Source organism: Nocardioides pelophilus (assembly GCF_014180685.1).
Classification (GTDB): domain Bacteria; phylum Actinomycetota; class Actinomycetes; order Propionibacteriales; family Nocardioidaceae; genus Nocardioides; species Nocardioides pelophilus.
Genome location: NZ_JACEHF010000025.1, coordinates 1 through 17,891, shown reverse-complemented (window position 1 = coordinate 17,891; position 17,891 = coordinate 1). Strand labels below are relative to the sequence as shown.

Annotated in this window: 17 protein-coding genes and 1 riboswitch; of the genes, 6 read left to right on the top strand and 11 right to left on the bottom strand. The window is 70.7% G+C overall.

Annotated features, from left to right (window positions below):
* The first annotated feature begins 1 nt into the window (after position 1).
* The 3 genes from H0488_RS07255 to H0488_RS07240 all read left to right on the top strand — a co-directional run bounded on the left by H0488_RS07255 (position 2) and on the right by H0488_RS07240 (position 3,978).
* Positions 2 to 208 carry a hypothetical protein gene (locus H0488_RS07255; protein WP_183098616.1) on the top strand — a complete coding sequence of 69 codons (207 nt, stop codon included), beginning with the start codon at positions 2 to 4 and terminating at the stop codon, positions 206 to 208.
* A 174-nt stretch (positions 209 to 382) separates the two neighbouring features.
* Positions 383 to 543, top strand: a riboswitch (cyclic di-AMP (ydaO/yuaA leader).
* A gap of 13 nt (positions 544 to 556) precedes the next feature.
* The gene (locus H0488_RS07250) at positions 557 to 1,546 is read left to right on the top strand and encodes a C40 family peptidase (RefSeq protein ID WP_312856241.1); all 990 of its coding nucleotides are present in this window, start codon (positions 557 to 559) and stop codon (positions 1,544 to 1,546) included.
* A 1,190-nt stretch (positions 1,547 to 2,736) separates the two neighbouring features.
* Positions 2,737 to 3,978: a M48 family metallopeptidase gene (locus H0488_RS07240; RefSeq protein ID WP_312856240.1), complete on the top strand. Its 1,242-nt coding sequence runs from the start codon at positions 2,737 to 2,739 to the stop codon at positions 3,976 to 3,978.
* 96 nt (positions 3,979 to 4,074) lie between these two features.
* Here H0488_RS07240 and H0488_RS07235 read toward each other — a convergent pair whose 3' ends face one another.
* The 11 genes from H0488_RS07235 to H0488_RS07185 all read right to left on the bottom strand — a co-directional run bounded on the left by H0488_RS07235 (position 4,075) and on the right by H0488_RS07185 (position 15,606).
* Entirely contained in the window at positions 4,075 to 4,266 is a 192-nt protein-coding gene (locus H0488_RS07235) for a Flp family type IVb pilin (RefSeq protein WP_246371582.1), read from the bottom strand.
* A 167-nt stretch (positions 4,267 to 4,433) separates the two neighbouring features.
* Complete coding sequence (locus tag H0488_RS07230; RefSeq protein ID WP_183098614.1) at positions 4,434 to 4,586, bottom strand: Flp family type IVb pilin; 153 nt, start codon at positions 4,584 to 4,586, stop codon at positions 4,434 to 4,436.
* Positions 4,587 to 4,678: 92 nt separating this feature from the next.
* Entirely contained in the window at positions 4,679 to 4,852 is a 174-nt protein-coding gene (locus H0488_RS07225; protein ID WP_183098613.1) for a Flp family type IVb pilin, read from the bottom strand.
* Between the two features lie 167 nt (positions 4,853 to 5,019).
* On the bottom strand, positions 5,020 to 5,673 hold the full coding sequence (locus H0488_RS07220; protein ID WP_183098612.1) for a response regulator: 654 nt from the start codon (positions 5,671 to 5,673) through the stop codon (positions 5,020 to 5,022).
* The gene (locus tag H0488_RS07215) at positions 5,670 to 7,235 is read right to left on the bottom strand and encodes a sensor histidine kinase (RefSeq protein WP_183098611.1); all 1,566 of its coding nucleotides are present in this window, start codon (positions 7,233 to 7,235) and stop codon (positions 5,670 to 5,672) included. The genes H0488_RS07220 and H0488_RS07215 overlap by 4 nt, the downstream gene beginning before the upstream one ends.
* 26 nt (positions 7,236 to 7,261) lie before the next feature.
* Entirely contained in the window at positions 7,262 to 8,179 is a 918-nt protein-coding gene (locus H0488_RS07210) for a type II secretion system F family protein (protein WP_183098610.1), read from the bottom strand.
* 2 nt (positions 8,180 to 8,181) lie between these two features.
* Entirely contained in the window at positions 8,182 to 10,098 is a 1,917-nt protein-coding gene (locus H0488_RS07205; RefSeq protein WP_183098609.1) for a type II secretion system F family protein, read from the bottom strand.
* Positions 10,095 to 11,624 carry a TadA family conjugal transfer-associated ATPase gene (locus H0488_RS07200; RefSeq protein ID WP_183098608.1) on the bottom strand — a complete coding sequence of 510 codons (1,530 nt, stop codon included), beginning with the start codon at positions 11,622 to 11,624 and terminating at the stop codon, positions 10,095 to 10,097. Before H0488_RS07200 ends, H0488_RS07205 begins: the two co-directional genes overlap by 4 nt.
* Before the next feature lie 2 nt (positions 11,625 to 11,626).
* On the bottom strand, positions 11,627 to 12,808 hold the full coding sequence (locus tag H0488_RS07195) for a CpaE/TadZ family protein (protein ID WP_183098607.1): 1,182 nt from the start codon (positions 12,806 to 12,808) through the stop codon (positions 11,627 to 11,629).
* Positions 12,809 to 12,819: 11 nt separating this feature from the next.
* A complete protein-coding gene (gene cpaB / locus H0488_RS07190) occupies positions 12,820 to 13,575 on the bottom strand; it encodes a Flp pilus assembly protein CpaB (RefSeq protein ID WP_183098606.1) in 756 nt (251 codons plus the stop codon).
* A 234-nt stretch (positions 13,576 to 13,809) separates the two neighbouring features.
* Positions 13,810 to 15,606, bottom strand: a complete 1,797-nt coding sequence (locus tag H0488_RS07185) for an AMP-dependent synthetase/ligase (RefSeq protein ID WP_183098605.1) — start codon at positions 15,604 to 15,606, stop codon at positions 13,810 to 13,812.
* 79 nt (positions 15,607 to 15,685) lie between these two features.
* On the opposite strand from H0488_RS07185, the gene H0488_RS07180 reads away from it, so the two are divergent.
* From H0488_RS07180 to H0488_RS07170, 3 genes are read left to right on the top strand one after another with little or no spacing between them, the layout of a single operon-like run.
* On the top strand, positions 15,686 to 16,144 hold the full coding sequence (locus H0488_RS07180; protein WP_183098604.1) for an SRPBCC family protein: 459 nt from the start codon (positions 15,686 to 15,688) through the stop codon (positions 16,142 to 16,144).
* A gap of 29 nt (positions 16,145 to 16,173) precedes the next feature.
* Positions 16,174 to 17,421: an ArsA family ATPase gene (locus H0488_RS07175; RefSeq protein WP_183098603.1), complete on the top strand. Its 1,248-nt coding sequence runs from the start codon at positions 16,174 to 16,176 to the stop codon at positions 17,419 to 17,421.
* A complete protein-coding gene (locus H0488_RS07170) occupies positions 17,418 to 17,882 on the top strand; it encodes a hypothetical protein (protein ID WP_183098602.1) in 465 nt (154 codons plus the stop codon). The genes H0488_RS07175 and H0488_RS07170 overlap by 4 nt, the downstream gene beginning before the upstream one ends.
* Positions 17,883 to 17,891: the final 9 nt, after the last annotated feature.

The window sequence follows — 17,891 nt, the reverse complement described above, 5'->3', positions numbered from 1 at the left end:
CATGACAACGAGGATCGACTGTGACACCTGTCTGGTGCGCGGCCTGGCTTGCCACGACTGCGTGGTCACCGTCCTGCTCGGACCGCCGCCGGAGCTGACCATCGACGACGAGGAGCTGCGAGCGCTCGACGTCCTCGCCGACGGGGGACTGGTGCCGCGGCTCCGGCTGGTCCAGCCGGTCGACGGCCCCCAGGTCGAGTCCGCCTGACGGGCACTCCGTTGGGCCGCATGTGACAGGTGTTGCTGGTGTGACGAACGACTCGGTGAACTTCGCTGTGCACCCGGCGAGCCGGGGTTTGGCGAGTCCTCCGCCGCGGTTTAGGCTGCTCCCTCAGGTGTCCGTGGAAGTGGATCGACCGATCCGCGCGGGCACCGCGTCGAGTTCGGTGTCTCGCGGGCACCGGAACCGGGGACCCACCACGTAGTTCTGGGGTGAATCCTGGGCGAGGCGCGGCCGCGAAGCTGGCGGTGGCGAGGAGCTCAGGTAGGGCAAGTCGTGCCCGAACCCGTCAGCTCACCCGGTAGGCGTACGACACCAAGAGGGGACCGCCAGCACGTGCTGAACGGCCACAAACGCTTCGCCACCGTGCTGAGCGCGCTCGCGCTCGCCGGATCCATCTGCTTGACGGTGAGCGCCTCCGGGCCCGCCCAGGCCGAGCCCGACATCGACGACGTCCGCGCCCGGGTCGACCGCCTCTACCAGGAGGCCGAGCAGGCCCAGGAGCGCTACAACGACGCCAAGCTCGAGCTCGCCGAGCTGAACGACGAGCTCGACTCGCTCGAGTCCGACGAGGTCCGCCAGGGCGACGAGGTCGCCCGGGTCCGCACCGATGTCCGCGACTCCGTGATCCGTCAGTTCCAGGGTCAGACCCTCGGCCCGGCGACCGAGCTCCTCAACGCCGACGAGGACGCGTTCCTCGCGGAGCTGTCGACCTTCACCACGGTCAGCGACCTGCAGGAGTCGCTGCTCTCCGACTACAACGACGAGCTCAAGGCCTACGCGATCCGTCGCAAGGAGACCTCCGAGCGGCGTGACCAGGTCGCCGAGATCGAGTCCGAGCTCGAGGACGAGAAGGCGACCGTCGACGCCAAGCTGGCCGAGGCCGAGGAGCTGCTCGACGAGCTCGAGGCCGAGGAGCGCGAGGCGATCCTGTCCCGCGACAGCGATGTCCGCGCCCCCTCGTCGGTGCCGGCCCAGGGTCGCGCCGCCGCGGCGGTCGACTACCTGATGGCCCAGGTCGGCGACTCCTACGTCTTCGGCGCGGCCGGGCCCGACGCGTGGGACTGCTCCGGCCTGACGATGGTGGCCTGGGCCCAGGCCGGGGTCTCGCTGCCCCACTCGTCGAGCGCCCAGTTCAGCAGCGGCACCCGCGTCTCCGAGAGCCAGCTGCAGCCGGGTGACCTGGTGTTCTACTACAGCCCGATCAGCCACGTCGAGATGTACATCGGCAACGGCCTGATCGCGGGTGCAGCCAACCCGGGCGCAGGGGTCCGGGTCGCGGACCTCCACTCGATGCCGTACGTCGGTGCAGTTCGCCCTGGCTGATCGCTGCCGGCTCCGCCTCGTCGGAGCCGTTCTGTCGGGCATCCTGCTCACCGGCTGCCAGTCCGACGAGCCGTACGTCGCTCCGACGCCCACCGCCTCCTCGGACGCGGTGCAGCCGTCCGCGGCCGCAGGCACCCTGGACCAGCTCCAGGACGCCTTGCGCCGCGCTGACGCCGACGCCGCGGCAGAGCTCGGCGCCGACGACGCGGCGCGCGACCTGCTGAGGTCGCTCACCGTCAGCGCGACCACGCTCGAGCTCTCCGACGTGACCTTCCGCTACATCGCGGAGAACGGCCGGGTCGACGAGGACGGCGCCTGGACCGCCGCCGTCGCGACCACCTGGCGGGTCTCCGGGTTCGAGGAGACGTCGGCGCGGGCGGAGGTCGAGTTCGCGTTCGCCGACGACGGCACCAGCATCCGGGCGATCGGCGGCGGCTCCGACCAGACCCCCGTCTGGCTGAGCGGCGCCACCACCGCCCGTCGTACCGACGACGCGGCGGTGCTCGTCGCCCGAGACGTGCTGCCTGTCCAGTCGCTGCTCGCGCAGGCGGAGGAGGCGCTGGTGGTGGTGCGTCGCGTCCTCGGCAGCGGCGCCGACCACCTGGTGGTCGAGGTGCCGTCGTCCGACGACGCCCTGNCGGGGACGTCCGACGCCGTGCCCGCGGCCCCCACGGCGCCCGACGGCGCCAACGTCCCCGGCACGCCGATCCACGTCTTCGTCAACCCGGACGTCTTCGGCGGACTCGGTCCGGTCGCCGCCCAGGTCGTGATGAGCCACGAGGCGGTGCACGCCGTCACGGAGGCGCCTGCCGTGCGCGGAGTCGAGCCGTGGCTGCTGGAGGGCTTCGCGGACTACGTCGCGCTGCGCGACGTGGACCTGCCGTTGTCGCGGACGGCCGGCCAGGTCATCGCCGAGGTGCGCGCGGACGGCACGCCGGACGCCCTGCCGAGCCGTCTCGACCTCGACAGCCAGGCCGAACACCTCGGCGCCGCCTACGAAGCTGCGTGGCTGGTGTGCGTGACACTGGCAGAGCGCAGTGGTGAGGAGGCATTGGTGGGCTTCTACGACGAGGTGCTAGGTGGTGCTGACCTGGAGAGCGAGCTGCGTGCCCGCTTCGACTGGTCGCTCGCCGACCTCACCCGCGCGTGGCAGGACCGCCTGACGTCGATCTCCAGCCTCGGTGGTTGAGGTGAGAGCGCCGGCGAGCCTCGAGACGGAGGATCGGATCACGCTCGGCACCGTCTTCATCGGTGCCGCCGCGTTCGTGTTGCTCGCGACCTGGCTGGTGCCCTGGCAACCCGTGCCGGGTGGGTCGCCGTCGCCGGTCCCGGCGGACTCGATCTTCACGCCCCACCAGATCCAGCGCGCCGAGGACTACGCGACGTGGGCACGGGTCTGGGGCTGGACCTCGCTGGCGGTCTCGCTCGCGGTGGCGTGCTGGCTGGGCTTCACCGACCGCGGCCGCCGGCTCGCCGACCGCCTGCCGGGCCCCTGGGTGGTGCGGGTCGTCCTCGTCGTCGCGGCGCTCGAGCTGATCGGCCGGGCAGCCACGCTCCCGATGGCCGTCGCGCAGCGGCGACTCCAGCTCGACGCCGGCCTCAGCACGTCGTCGTGGCCAGCCTGGTCCCTCGACCTCCTCAAGAGCGAGCTGGTCGACATCGTGGTCACGTCGATCGCGGTGCTCGTTCTCGTCGGGATCGCCCGTCGCTGGCCGCGGTCGTGGACGGCGATCGCCGGGGGAGTGCTGGCAGCGCTCGTCGTGCTCGGCTCCTTCGTCTACCCGCTGCTGGTCGAACCGCTCTTCAACGACTTCACCCCGCTCGAGGACGGCAGCCTCCGCACCGAGATCTTCCAGCTGGCCGACGAGGAGGGCGTCGAGATCGACGACGTGCTCGTGGCCGACGCCTCGCGCCGTACGACGACGCTGAACGCCTACGTGTCGGGCTTCGGCGGCACGCGCCGGGTCGTCGTCTACGACACCCTGGTCGAGGACCTGCCGGAGGACCAGGCGCTGTCCGTCGTGGCGCACGAGCTGGCTCACGCGCAGCACGACGACGTGGTGCTCGGCACCTTCCTCGGTGCCGCGGGGGCGCTCGTCGGCGTCGGGCTGCTCGGCCTGGCCGTCGGGGTCGCGCGGCGGCGGGGACTGCCCGGGGTGGGGGAGGTCGGCGCCGTGCCGATGATCCTCGCGCTCGCAGCCCTCGCTACGGCGCTGTCGAGCCCGATCCAGAGCGGCATCAGCCGCCAGATCGAGACCCGCGCCGACGTCGACGCGCTCGAGGCGACCGACGCTCCCGGGCCGTTCATCGCGCTGCAGCGCCGACTCGCCCTCAGGTCGCTGGCGGACCCCACCCCGCCCGCGTGGTCGCAGTGGTGGTTCGGCTCGCACCCGACGGTTCTCGAACGGATCGCGATCGCCAAGGACAGGTGATCCGAGCGCGACCCGGAGAACCCCCGAAGGGATCCCGGAAAAGCCGGAAGGCCGCACGTCCTCGGACGTGCGGCCTTCGCCGGTTCAGGTGGCAGATCAGATCTGGCCGGCAACGCCCGTGAAGAGGTCGTTCAGCGCGCCACCGAACAGGGCGGCGCCGACGGCCATGACGACCGCGATCAGAGCGACCAGGAGGCCGTACTCGACTGCGGAGGCGCCCCGCTCCTCGTCGCGGTGGGCGTTGAGCAGGATCTGCAGGTACTGGATCATCGGAGTGTTCTCCCTCATTGCGGTTCTTGTGGTTCTGGTGTCCCCGGGGGTTCCTCCCCGATGGAGACAACTCTCCTGCTTCTGCCGGCCGCTGTGATCGGCACTTCGTCCGGACTCGAATGGCCCCGATTGACTAGGCCGCCGTGGCGGTCAGGCGGGGGCGGTCGGGCGAGGCTCCGGAGCGGTCAGAACACCCCGGTGTACAGGTCGGAGACCAGGCCGCCGAAGAGGGTGATGATCGCGATGATGACCAGCACGATCGCCGAGATCAGCACGCCGTACTCGACCGCGGATCCTCCGTCCTCGGGGCGGGACGGCAGGCATGAGCGCAGTCGCATCGGAAGACCCCCGTTCGCAGACGTGGTGCAGGAAGTCCGAAGGCCGCACGCCCAGCTCGGACGCGCGGCCTTCGCGAAGTCTGCGTGGCAGATCAGATCTGGCCAGCGACGCCGGTGAAGAGGTCGTTGAGCGCGCCACCGAACAGGGCGGCGCCGACGGCCATGACGACCGCGATGAGCGCGACCAGGAGGCCGTACTCGACAGCGGAGGCGCCCCGCTCCTCGTCGCGGTGGGCGTTGAGCAGGATCTGCAGGTACTGGATCATCGGAGTTCTCCCTCGGTCGTGGTTCTGGTGTCCCCGGGGGTTACTCCCCGATGGGGAGAAGTCTTCCGCGTCCGCCGTCTGCTGGGATCGGCACATCGTTCGGAGTGCGATGGTCCTGATTGACTAGAACACGTTGGCGGTCAGGCCAGCGACCACGCCGCCGTGGACTACCGCGCGGCCGGTTGCACGGTCGAGAGCAGCCCGATCCGCATCGCGGTCACCAGCGCCTGGGCGCGGTTCGCGGCGCCGAGCTTCTGGTAGATCCGGGCGATGTGGGACTTGGTCGTCGACTCGGAGAGGTAGAGCCGGGCTCCGATGGTGGCGGCGTTGAGGCCCTCGGCGAGGAGGAGCAGTACGTCGTGCTCGCGCTCCGTGAGCGACGTCTGCTCGCCGGAGCGCCGTCGCATCATCGCCCCCACCAGGCCGGCACACACGAACGCCTTCGGCGAGACGGCAGCGTGGCGCGCCGCCTTGATCACCTCGGTGGCCGGTGCGTCCTTGCCGACGAAGCCGGACGCCCCGGCCTGCATGGCCGCGAAGATCTGGTCGTCGCCGGAGTGCATCGTCAGCACGATCAGTCCGACGGTGTCGCTCTGCTTGCGGATCGTCCGCACGATGTCGAGCCCGGTGCCGTCCTGGAGCTGCAGGTCGGCGACGACGACCATCGGCTGGAGGCGGTCGTAGGCGGTGATCGCCTCGGCCACGCTGCCGGCCGTCCCGACGACCTCCATGTCCGGCTCGAGGTCGAGCACGGCGCCGAGCCCGCTCCGGATCAGCTCGTGGTCGTCCACCAGCAGGATAGTGATGGTGTCGTTCATCATCGAGCCTCCTTGCTCAGAGTCCGTTCGGGTGGGTGGGGATGTCCACCCGGAGCGCGCAGCACGACGGAGACAGTGAGTCCTCGGCTCGCATTGTCGCGCACCGTCAGCTGTGCACCGATCAGTTTGGCGCGCTCGCGCATGATTTTCAGCCCATGGGAGTCGGCGCGTCCGCCCTGGAGCCCGACGCCGTCGTCGGCGATGGTGATCCGCGCGTCGGGCGCGTAGACCTGGCATCGCACGTCGATGGCGGTCGCCCGGGCGTGCTTGACGGCGTTGTTCATGGCCTCCTGGGCGATCCGGAACAGCTCGGCCTCGACCTCGGGGCGCAGCCGCGCGGGCTGCTCGTCGAGTCGGACCCGGATCGGGATCCCGGACGCTTCGGAGAGGTGCCGCGCCACCGCGCTGATCGCGGCGCCGAGGCTCTCGCTCTCGCCGATGCTGGTGCGCAGGTTCATCACCGAGCGGCGCACCTCGGCGACCACCTTGGTCACCCGCTCGCGGAGTGCCGCGAACTGCTTGGCCTGCTGCTCGTCGGCCGGCCGCGCCGCGAGGGCGTCGACCAGGTAGCCGAGCGAAGCGATGTCCTGGGCGACGCCGTCGTGCATCTCGCGGGCGAGTCGCTGCCGCTCGTCGGCGGTCGCGACGTCCCGGAAGTGCGAGAAGAGGAGAGCGGTGTCGAACTTGACCGTGCTGGGCGCGAGCGCCGCGGTCAGGGCCTCGATCGGCAGCTCGGCGTTCACCCGCTCCGGTCCGGGGCGGAGCCCGGCGACGATCGCGGTGTCACCGGCGGCGAACGCGAAGCCTTGACCGGCTGTCACCGGTTCGCCGCGTGCCCAAGCGTCGGTCGCCAGCTTCTGGCATGCGTCGGCGTCCCCCGGCTCGAGCTCGATGCTGGAGGCGATGGGTGCGAGCGAGTCGCCGCGCGGCACGTAGAGCGCCAGCGCCCGGCTGGGCAGCTGGTCGCCGACCACGCCGAGCAGCTCGCCGCCCAGCGCAGCGACGTCGAGGCCGGAGCTGAGGTCGCCCGAGAGCTCGATCAGCTGCTTGATCAGGTGCTGGGCGTCGCGGTAGGGGCCGAGCGGGTCGAGCAGGTTGCGGCGCTCGGAGGTGAAGGTGACGCTGGCGACCAGGCTGAGGCCGACGCCGGCCATCGACCACGAGAAGATCGAGACGCCCTCCTCCCGCGAGATGCTCTGCCACCACATGAGGGCCAGGCTCACGACCGAGACGAGCTGGAAGGCGACGGTCCGGACCATGGTGCGAAGGCCGACGATCGCCGTCGCGTAGAGGGGGGGTACGACGAGCGCGGCGAGGATCGCCGGCGAGGCATGCATGCCGAGCGCGCAGATCACGCCGACGGCTGCCGCCTCGACGGCGGGGGTGAGTGTCAGCTCGAGCTCGCGGCGGGTGATCGTGATGACCTGGTACACCCACAGCACCGCCAGAGCCAGCAGCGCGAAGAGCGCCCCGGGCTCCCGGAACCACAACGAGGGCGCGCCGATGGCGAGCAGCGCGAACAATCGCGCCGCTGCGACGACCGCGAACGTTTGTCCGGTGGGCATGTCTCCGGGTGTGCTGGTAGGGACGATCAGCCGAATTGCTTCAGGATGTTGATGATCGCAGGTCCCATGACGACAGTCATCAGACACGGCAGAACGCACAGGATCAGCGGGATCATGATCTTGACCGGCACCTGCTGGGCGCGCTTCTCCGCGTGCTGCCGCCGCTTGACGCGGATCTCGCCGGACTGGACCCGCAGGACCTGGGAGATCGAGATGCCGAACGAGTCGGCCTGCACCATCGCGCCGACGAATGTCTTGAGGTCGTCCACGTTGGTGCGGTCCGACAGCGACTTCAGCGACTCCGACCGGCCCTTGCCGAGCTGCATCTCCCGCAGCACCCGGGAAAACTCCTCCGCGAGCGGTCCGCCGGTGTTGCGGGACACCTGCTGCAGGGCGGCGTCGAAGCCGAGGCCGGCCTCGACGCTGATCGTCAGCAGGTCGACGGCGTCGGCCAGAGTGCGCCGGAGCTCCTCCGACCGGTCGTAGGCCTTCTGGTAGAGCCACAGGTCGGGGGCGATGAAGCCGATGGCGGCGCCCCCGGCACCGAGCGCGAGGTAGACCAACGGGCCGGCCGTGATCAGGAGGGCGTACGACAGGCCGCAGACCGCCAGCACCACGGCGGCGATCACCTTGAGCGACACCACCCGGTCGACGGACATGTCGCGCGGGTTGCCGGCGAGGTCCAGCTTGTGCCGGATCCGCTCGGCCTTGTCGCTTCCGGTCAGGCGGCGGCCCAGGCTGAGTGCCCGCGCCTGGAGGGGCTCGACGACCCGGTCGGCGAACGGTCGCTCGAACTCCTCGGTCAGTGACCCGGGGTTGCTCGACATCTGCTCGAGGCTCGCGATGGAGCGCTCGAGACCGGTGGGCTCGTGGGCCCGGACCAGGGCGAGCCGGAGCAGGACGATCGCGGAGGTGAACAGGACGATGGCCAGGAACAGGAACATGATCAGATCTCCACCTTCACCAAGCGACTCATCCAGAACACGCCGATGAGGAGCCAGACCGTCGCCCCGATGAGCATGATCAGCCCGAGACCGGTCTCGAAGAGCGGCGCGATGTAGCTCCGGTTCGTGAAGCTCAGGAAGAACAGGAACCCGGGCGGCAGGCAGGCGAGGATGATCGCCGAGAGCTTGCCCTCCGCGGCCAGCGCGGCCACCTGGCGGCGGAGGTACTCACGCTCGCGCATGGTCGCCGCGACGGTGGTCAGCAGCTCGGCCAGGTTGCCGCCGACCTGCCGCTGGATCCGGATGGCCATGACGACCCAGGCGAAGTCCTTGCTGGCGAACCGTTCGGCGACGCCGTCGAACGCGTCCTCGATCGGGACGCCGATCCGGTTCTCCAGCAGCACCCGCTTGAACTCCGAGGCGATCGGCTCGGGGCCCTCGTTGACGACCGTGTCGACCGACTGGGCCAGGGAGAGGCCGGCGGCCAACGACCCGGCCATCAGCTGGAGCGTGTCGGGCAGGTTCGTGTTGAACGCCTTGCGCCGACGCCCCGCGAGGAACGACAGGTAGACCCGCGGCAGGAAGAAGCCGAGGACGACGAACAGGATGCCGACGATCAGGTTGCCGCCGCCGACGAGCAGTCCGAGCATCCCGGCGGAGAGGACGACGCCGACGTGGAGCAGCAGCCACTCCGACGGCTTGAAGCCGCTCCCGGCAGCCGTGAGCCTCGCGGACAGCTTCGCCTCGTAGCTCTTGTTGTGCTGGAGCACGCCGGCCGCGGCGGCCTTGGCCTGGTCGAGCATCGGCTCGGAGTCGGGCTTCTCCTCCTCCCGGGCCCGGGCGGGGCCGCTGCCGGTGTAGGCGGTCACCCGCTCGGCGATGCTCATGGGCTGTGCCTTGGCGGGCACCAGGAGCACGGCCACGGTGACCAGACCGACCCCGAAGATGAGGATGCCGGCGTAGAGCGCCCAGCTCGGTGCCTGCCAGCCGTCGTCCGGGTTCACGGGCTGGGCCGTCGAGCCGGTGTCGCTGTCGGGTGCGTCCTGGATCTTCGCGAACGCGCTGGCGACGAGGTCGCCCTCAGGCGTCGGGAGCGTGATGGAGACCGTCGCCTCCTCGGCATCGAAGCCGTCGGGGAGCGGAGCGGTGACGAGGATCTGGAGGGCCAGCACCTCGGCCTCGGCGGCGAACGCCTCGGCGAGCGCGTCGCCGGTCGACTCGATGACCTGGCCCTGTCCTGCCTCGGCCAGGTCGCCGAGCGCCGCTGCGGCCTTCGGCTTGTTCGCCTGGTCGAGCGAGACGACGTCGACCAGGGTCGAGGTCTCCTCGATCGCGGCGGTGACCTCGGCCAGGCTGTTGTCGCCGCCGGTGTCGGCGCCGTCGGAGAGGACCACGATCGACCGCTGGCCGTCGGTCCCGGCGAGATCCACGGCAGCCAGGATCCCGTCGTACAGCAGGGTGCCCTTGCTGAGCGCGAGACCGTTCACGACGGTCTCGGCCGCGGCGCGGTCCGAGGTGGGCTCGAGAGCCGTGCGGACGCCGCCGTCGAAGGTGACGATGCCGACCGCGACGTCGTCGGGCACGCTGTCGAGGAAGGTCAGGGCGGCGGCCTTGGCCGCCTCGAACCGGCCGTTGCGCGCCATCGAGTCGCTGGTGTCCATGGCGAGGATGGTGGTGCGCTGGACGACCCCTTCGGAGCCGGCAGAGGCTGCAGTCGCGTCGAGCTCCCCGCCGTCCAGGGTGCCGGTCACGCCGTCCAGGTCGACCTCGACGCCCACCGGCACGCTCACCAGCACGCGGAGGCCGTCGTCGGTCGCCTCGACGTGCGCGATCGAGGGTTCCTCCTCGGCAGCCCAGGCGCTCGCCGGCGCGAGGACCACGGCGACCGCCGCGGCCGCCGCGAGCAGGTAGCGCCTCATGGCCGATCCGTGCGGAACAGGGCGGGATCGACCGCGACGTTGGCGTAGGCGAGCTTCTCGATGAACTTCGGACGCAGCCCGGTGCTCCGGAGGCGACCGAGCACGCGCCCGTTCTCGTCGAAGCCGGCCGAGTTGTCGAACACGAAGACGTCCTGGAGGGTGATCATGTCGCCCTCCATCCGCTCGACCTCGGTGATGTGGGTGATCCGGCGCGAGCCGTCCTTGAACCGGGACTGGTGCACGATCAGGTCGACGGCGGACGCCACCTGCTCGCGGATCGCGCGCATCGGCAGGTCCATGCCGGCCATCAGCACCATCGTCTCCATGCGGGCGAGCGTGTCGCGCGGTCCGTTGGAGTGCAGGGTGCAGATGGAGCCGTCGTGACCGGTGTTCATGGCCTGCAGCATGTCGAGGGCCGAGGCGTCGCGGACCTCACCGACGACGATCCGGTCCGGGCGCATGCGGAGGCTGTTCTTCACCAGGTCGCGGATGGTGACCGCGCCCTTGCCCTCGATGTTCGCCGGGCGGGACTCGAGCCGGACCACGTGGTCCTGGTGCAGCTGCAGCTCCGCGGCGTCCTCGATCGTGACGATCCGCTCGTCGGACGGGATGAACGACGACAGCACGTTGAGCGTGGTCGTCTTCCCGGCGCCCGTTCCACCGGACACGATGACGTTCAGCCGGCCGCGGACGCACGCCGCCAGGAAGTCGGCGGTCTGCGGGCTGAGCGACCCGAAGGTGATCAGGTCGTCGACGGTGAGCGGGTCGGTGGCGAACTTCCGGATGGTCAGTGCCGACCCGTCGATCGCGAGCGGCGGGACGATGGCGTTGACGCGGCTGCCGTCGGGCAGGCGGGCGTCGACCATCGGGCTGGACTCGTCGACACGGCGGCCGATGCGGGAGACGATCTTGTCGATCGTGCGGCGCAGGTGGGCCTCGTCGGCGAAGTGCGCGTCGGCCTTGGACAGCCGCCCGCCCTTCTCCAGCCACACGTCGTTGTGCCCGTTGACCATGACCTCGGAGACCTCGGGGTCCCGCAGGTAGGGGTCGATCGGGCCGTAGCCGAGGATGTCGTCGCTGATCTCCTGGGTGACCCGTGCGCGGTCGCTGTTGCTCAGCGGACGGTCCTGGGCGCTCAGCACCTCGGCCAGCACGGTGCGGACCCGCTGGTCGAGCTCGGCCTGGTCCATCTCGGAGTCGTACAGGTGGGGGCCGAGCTCCTTGAGCAGCTCGGAGTGGACGCTCGCCTTGAGCTCCTCGATCCGGTCCGACTCGTTGCCGGCGAGGGCCCGCACCTGCGCGGAGCGGTTGGTCCCGGTGGCGGCGGCCGCGGTGCGCTGCGACAGCGGCCCGGCCGCGGCCGGCTTGGGGTGCGCCGGTTCGGCCGGCCTCGCGGGCGCGGAGAGGGCGTCCGCCGGCGCCGCTCCGCCGGGGCGTTCGTCGGACGGATCGGGCTCGCCCGCGTGCTTGCCCTGGGACTCCGCCTGGCGACGGGCCGCCTCCAGACGCTCGGAAAGACTGGTCATGGTCAGCTCCTGCCGCGGCGGAACAGTCCGCGCGACCGCGCGGCGTCTGCCATCTCGGGGGCGGCGGTCGGGCCGGCGATCGGCTCGCCGGTGACGGTGGATGCGAGCTCGAAGAACGCCCGGCTCGCGGGGTGGCTGGGCTGGCCGGCCACGATCGGCGTCCCGGAGTTGGTCGCAGCGGCGATGTCCATCGCGCTGCGGACCTGCGCCGCGACCGGCATGCCGAGGATGCTCTCGACCTTGTCGACGCTGATGCCGACCTCGTCGTCGGCACGGTTGAGCAGCAGGTGGCGGTGACCGCGGGCGATGTTCAGCATGTCCATCGTCTCGAGAGCCACCTTGACGTTCTTCAGCGTCGGTACGTCGAGGGTCGCGATGATCACGCACTCGTCGGTCTCGTCGAGGGCGGTGAGGGTGGCGTCGTCGAAGGAGGGTGAGGTGTCGACGACGATGTAGTCGAAGCCGTCGCGGAGCGCGCGGAGGATGCGCGAGATCAGCAGCGGCGTGACCCGCTCGCGGACGTCGGGGTGAGCCGGCGCGGCGAGCACGTTGAGAGACTCCTCGTGCCGGGTGAGCAACCCCTCGATCATCGCCAGGTCGATCGTGTCCTCGGACCCGACAGCCTGCTCGATCGAGTGGGTCGGGAACAGCTGCATGGTGATCGCGACGTCGCCGAAGGCGAGGTCGAGGTCGACCAGGCAGACCTTGCGGGCGCCCTTGTCGGACAGCGCGAGGGCCAGGTTGACCGACGACGTCGTCTTGCCGACGCCGCCCTTGGGCGAGAAGACCGTCACGATCCGGCCCAGCTGCTTGGCGCCACCGGGGCCACGAAGGGCCAGGTAGAGCTGGTGCGCCCGCTCGACCGCTTTGGTCAGTCCCTTCTCGTCGTCGACCGAGACCACGTCGCGCACGCCGGCGTGCATCGCGCGGGTCAGTGCCTCGGTGTCGAAGGTGTCGCGCAACAGGACGACGCTGACGGTGGGCTTGGCGATCCGCAGGTCCTCGGCGAAGGAGAGCGCCAGCTCCAGCGGAAGGGACGGGCCGAGCGCGACGACGTACTCGTCGCCGTGCTGGTCGAGCCATGCGTACATGCGGTCGGCGGCGCCGACGGCATGGGAGCCGGCGGGCATCGCGCGGAGCAGCAGCGGGACGACTCCGGTGTCGGTCTCGACAAGGACGGGCATGTCGGTCTCCCTCAGTCCTCGTTGCCGGGGAACAGGTTCTCTTCGTTGACCCCGCCGTCGGGCTTGACGGTGCTGGCGGAGTTGAGCAGGGCCACCGAGAGCTCGCCTGCCTTCTCGGCGAAGCGCACCTGCTCGGCCTGACGCTGGCTGACGGCGATGGTGAGCAGCTGCTTGATGCCGTCCTCGCCGCCTTCCTCCTCTTCGTCACCGCTCGACCCGTCGTCGATGGCGGAGGTGTCGCCGGCGGCCAGTACGACGACCTTCTCCAGCAGCGTGCGGGTGACGATCGGTGCCTGGGTGGTGCGGTCGATGAGGGTGGAGATCACGGCGACCTGGGCGCCCGGGCGGATGAAGTACCCGACGCGGGCGGCGTCCTCGACCGCGATCGAGATGGCGATCTTGCCCTCGGGGATCGGGAGCGTGACGGCCGCCTCGACCTCGTCGGAGCCGCCGAACTTGACGGGGATGAGCTGCTCGTTGGGATAGATCGTCGTCAGCGCGACGGTGCCCTCGAACTGGTCCGACTTGTCGTCGGCGCCGTCGAGCACCTGCGACTTGGCCACGTTGGCGAGCTCGAACTTCCCGCTCTCGAGTGCGTCGTCGAAGCTCTCGCCGGGGCTGATCTTCTTGTTCGCGACCAACACCTCGACGGTGTCGAACTTGTCCGCTGCGCGGTTGTCGGCGCCCTTCGCGTAGACGAAGACGAGTGCCACGCCGAGCGCTGCGACGACCGCAGCGACCACCAGCAGCAATTTGCGACGGTCCATCTTCAGAGCCCTCCCGCTCCCCATGCCGGGGCCGCGGCGCTCCCCGCCGCGAATACCCCGGGTCTTGCTCAGTTCGTACGAGCTCGATGTACACCCTCCAAGCGCACCGAGCGTTCGGAGGCTATCGGGAAGAAAGAGGGGCTCGTGACCGAAGTCGCAGGTTCAAACCGAACGTTTCGGGGTCCTAGTCACATCGGGCCAGGAGGTGGTTCGATCGGACCAGATCGAGGCGGCTCAGACCTCGTACAGCGCGGCGATCTCGTCGCGGCACTCGCGCATCACGACGTTGCGCTTGAGCTTGAGGCTGGGGGTCAGCTGACCGCCCTCCTCGGTCCAGTCGTAGGGGAGGATCTCGAACTTCCGGATGGCCTCCGCCCTCGAGACCGCCTGGTTGGCGTCCTCGATGGCGTGGTCGATGGCCTGGCGCAGGTCAGGGTCGTCGTAGAGCTCGGCGACGCCGCCGGACTTTCCGTGGTGCTCGGCCCAGGCGGGCAGCGCCTCCTCGTCGATCGTGACCAGCGCTGCGATGAACGGCTGGCCGTCGCCGACCACGAGGCACTGGCTGACCAGCGCGTGCGCGCGCACCCGGTCCTCGAGCACCGCTGGTGCGACGTTCTTGCCCCCCGCGGTCACCAGGATCTCCTTCTTGCGACCGGTGATCCGGACGAAGCCCTCGTCGTCGACCTCGCCGAGGTCGCCGGTGTGGAACCAGCCGTCGGTGTCGAACGCCTCGGCGGTCGCCGCCGGGTTCGCCCAGTAGCCGGAGAAGACCTGCCCGCCCTTGAAGACCAGCTCACCGTCATCGGTCACCCGGACGGCGGTGCCGGGGAGCGGACGTCCGACGGTGCCGATCTTGACCGCGTCGGGAAGGTTGGCCGTCAGCGCGGCCGTCGTCTCGGTGAGCCCGTAGCCCTCGAGCACGGTGAACCCCACGCCGCGGTAGAAGTGACCGAGTCGCTCACCCAGCGGCGCGCCGCCCGAGATGGCGTAGTCGCAGTGGTCGCCGAGGGCGGTCCGCAGCTTGGCGTAGACCAACCGCGAGAACGCGGCGTGCTGGGCGCGCACGGTGAGCGGCACGCGGCCGGCGTCGAGCCCGCGGGAGTAGGCGATCGCGACGTCGGCCGCCCGGTCGAAGATCCGGCCGCGGCCGTCGGCCGTGGCGTTCTGCGAGGCGGTGTTGAACACCTTCTCGAAGACGCGGGGGACGGCCAGGATGAAGGTCGGCTGGAAGGACTGGAGGTGGGGGAGCAGGTGCTTGATGTCCGCGCTGTGCCCGAGGCGGGTGCGGGACTTGACGCTCCCGATCTGGATGATCCGCGCGAAGACGTGGGCCAGCGGCAGGAACAGGAGGGTCGCCGCGTCGTCGCGCGCGAACAGCTCCTCGAGCTCGGCCACCGCCACGCCCAGCTCGGTCTGGAAGTTGCCGTGGGTGAGCATGCAGCCCTTCGGGCGGCCGGTCGTCCCTGAGGTGTAGATCAAGGTGGCCAGATCGCCCGGCTGCGCCGCCGTACGGCGCTTCTCGAGCACGTCGTCACCGACGTCGGCGCCGAGCCGGGTGAGCACGTCGACCGCGTTGTCGCCGAAGGACCAGACGTGGTGGAGGTCGGGCAGGTCGCGCCGTACCGCTGTGATCTTCGCGACGTGGCGAGCGTCCTCGGCGACCGCTGCCCTGGCGCTCGAGTCGGAGAGGATCCACGCGACCTGCTCCTCGGACGAGCTCTCGTAGATCGGGACCGTGACGGCGCCCGCGAACCAGATCGCGTAGTCGAGGAGGGTCCACTCGTAGCGGGTGCTGGACATGATCGCGACCCGCTCGCCGGGCTCGATCCCCGCCGCGACCAGGCCTTTTGCGACTCCGCTGACCTCCGCGAGGAACTCGGCGGACGTGACGTCGTCCCAGCCGTCGCCCGCGGGGGACGGCCGGCTGAAGGCGACGTGGTCGGGTGCCTCGTCGGCGTTGCGGACCACGTCATCGGTCAGGTTCCCGGTGGTGGGGATCTCGACCGACTGGGGCGTGGAGTACTCGCGCAAGGTGGCTCCTCCTGGGATAGACCGCACGGCAGGTTACCGCCGCTCGGGGGCGCCCCGCTTCTCCGGTAGCCTGCGGTCCATGGCTGAGCAGACGTCCTCGTCGATCGTCGTCGACGCCCCCGCAGCGGACGTGATGGCCGTCATCGCTGACTTCCCCGCCTATCCCAAGTGGGCCAAGGGGGTCACGGTCGCCGACGTGGTCGCGTCCTACGACGACACCGATGCGGCGGCGCGCGGTCGCGCGCGGCAGGTCTACTTCGCGCTCGACGTGGCGCCGATCAAGGACGAGTACACGCTGTCCTACGTGTGGGACGGCGACAAGCAGGTCACCTGGACCCTCGTCCAGGGCAAGATGCTGCGCTCGCTCGACGGTGCCTACATCCTCGACGAGACGGCGCCGGGCCGGACCGAGGTGACCTACCGGCTCGCCCTCGACGTGTCGATCCCGCTGATCGGGATGCTGAAGCGCAAGGGCGAGAAGATCCTGATCGACACTGCGTTGAAGGGTCTCAAGAAGCGCGTCGAGTCGGGCGCCTGATCACCCTGCAGCCGCCACGGAGCTCACCGGTGCGCGTCGTCCTCTTCACCGGCAAGGGTGGCGTCGGCAAGCCGACCGTCGCCGCCGGCACGGCTGCGCTCGCTGCCGCGAGCGGGTTGCGGACGCTCGTGCTGTCGACGGACGCCGCGCACTCGCTCGCCGACGCGTACGGCGCATCGGGCCGGGTGCACGCCGAGCCGATCGAGATCGCCGACCGCCTCTTCGTCCACCAGGTCGACGCCCAGCTGCGGTTCGAGCAGTCCTGGGCCGACATCCAGCGCTACCTGCTGTCGGTCCTCGACGCCGCCGGCATGGACCCGGTGGCGGCGGAGGAGATGACGGTGATCCCGGGCGCCGAGGAGGTGCTGGCCCTGCTCGAGCTGCGGCTGCACGTCCGGTCCGGGCGCTGGGACGTGATCGTGGTCGACTGCGCGCCCACGGCCGAGACGCTGCGGCTGCTCGCGCTGCCCGAGGCGCTCGGCTGGTACATCGAGCGACTGCTGCCGATCCAGCGGCGGCTGGTGAAGGCGCTGCGACCCGTGCTGAACCGCGCGGCGGGGGTGCCGATGCCGGGCGACACCGTCTTCGACGCGATCACCCGGCTGCACTCCGAGCTCGACGAGGTGCACGGGCTGCTCTCCGGTCCGGATGCGTCGGTCCGGCTGGTGCTGACGCCCGAGAACGTGGTGCTGGCCGAGGCGCGCCGCGCCTACACGAGCCTGTCCCTCTTCGGCTACCGGGTCGACGGCGTGGTCGCGAACCGGGTGTTCCCCTCGGGCGACGGGGACGCCTGGCGGGCCGGCTGGGTCGACTCCCAGCAGCGGGTGCTCAAGGAGGTCGGCCAGTCCTTCACCGGACTCCCGGTCTGGCAGTCGGAGTACCAGCCCGGCGAGCCGGTCGGCGTACCTGCGCTCACCGAGCTGGCCGCACGGCTGTACGGCGAGGACGACCCACTGGCCCGCCCGGCGGGCGACGGACCGTTCCGCGTCACCCGTGACGAGGCCGGGGCCGCGGTCGTGCACCTGGCCCTGCCGTTCGTGACCCGCGCCGAGGTCGACCTCGCCCGCAACGGCGACGAGCTGGTCGTGACGGTCGGCTCCTCGCGCCGGTTGCTCACGCTGCCCGCAGGCCTGGCCCGGCTCAAGGTGGCCGGTGCGCGGGTGGAGAACGGCGAGCTGCAGGTACGGTTCCGCGAGCGGGACCCGGAGTCTCCGCCGACGAGCAGGCCGACGAACAGGCCGACGAACAGGCCGACGAGCAGGGAGGGAGCGACGTGACCGAACCACAGGGACCGGACGATCCCCAGGACCCCCAGCACGGGCAGCCGCGCGCCAAGCCCGAGGTCGGCTCCGTCGGCGAGGAGGCGCTCAAGCTGTTCGGTGCGCTCGTCGACGTCGCCCGCCAGCACGGCGCGGAGGTCGGGGGCGGCGTCGGCGGTCTCGCCGAGCAGGCCTCGTCCCTGGTGAGCGAGGTCAACGACCACATCGCCACCGGTAGCGCCGAGTGCAAGTACTGCCCCGTGTGCCGGGTGGTCCACGCCGTGCGCGAGACCTCGCCCGAGGTGAAGGCGCACCTGCTGACGGCCGCGACCTCCCTGGTGCAGGCAGTCGCCGGGGTCCTCGAGACCGTGCCGCCGCCGGACCACGGCGCCTCCCAGCGCGGCCCCGCGGTCGAGCGGATCGACCTCGACGGCGGCGACGACGACGCTGGGGACCACGGCCCGGGCGGCGAGCAGTGACGAACGCGA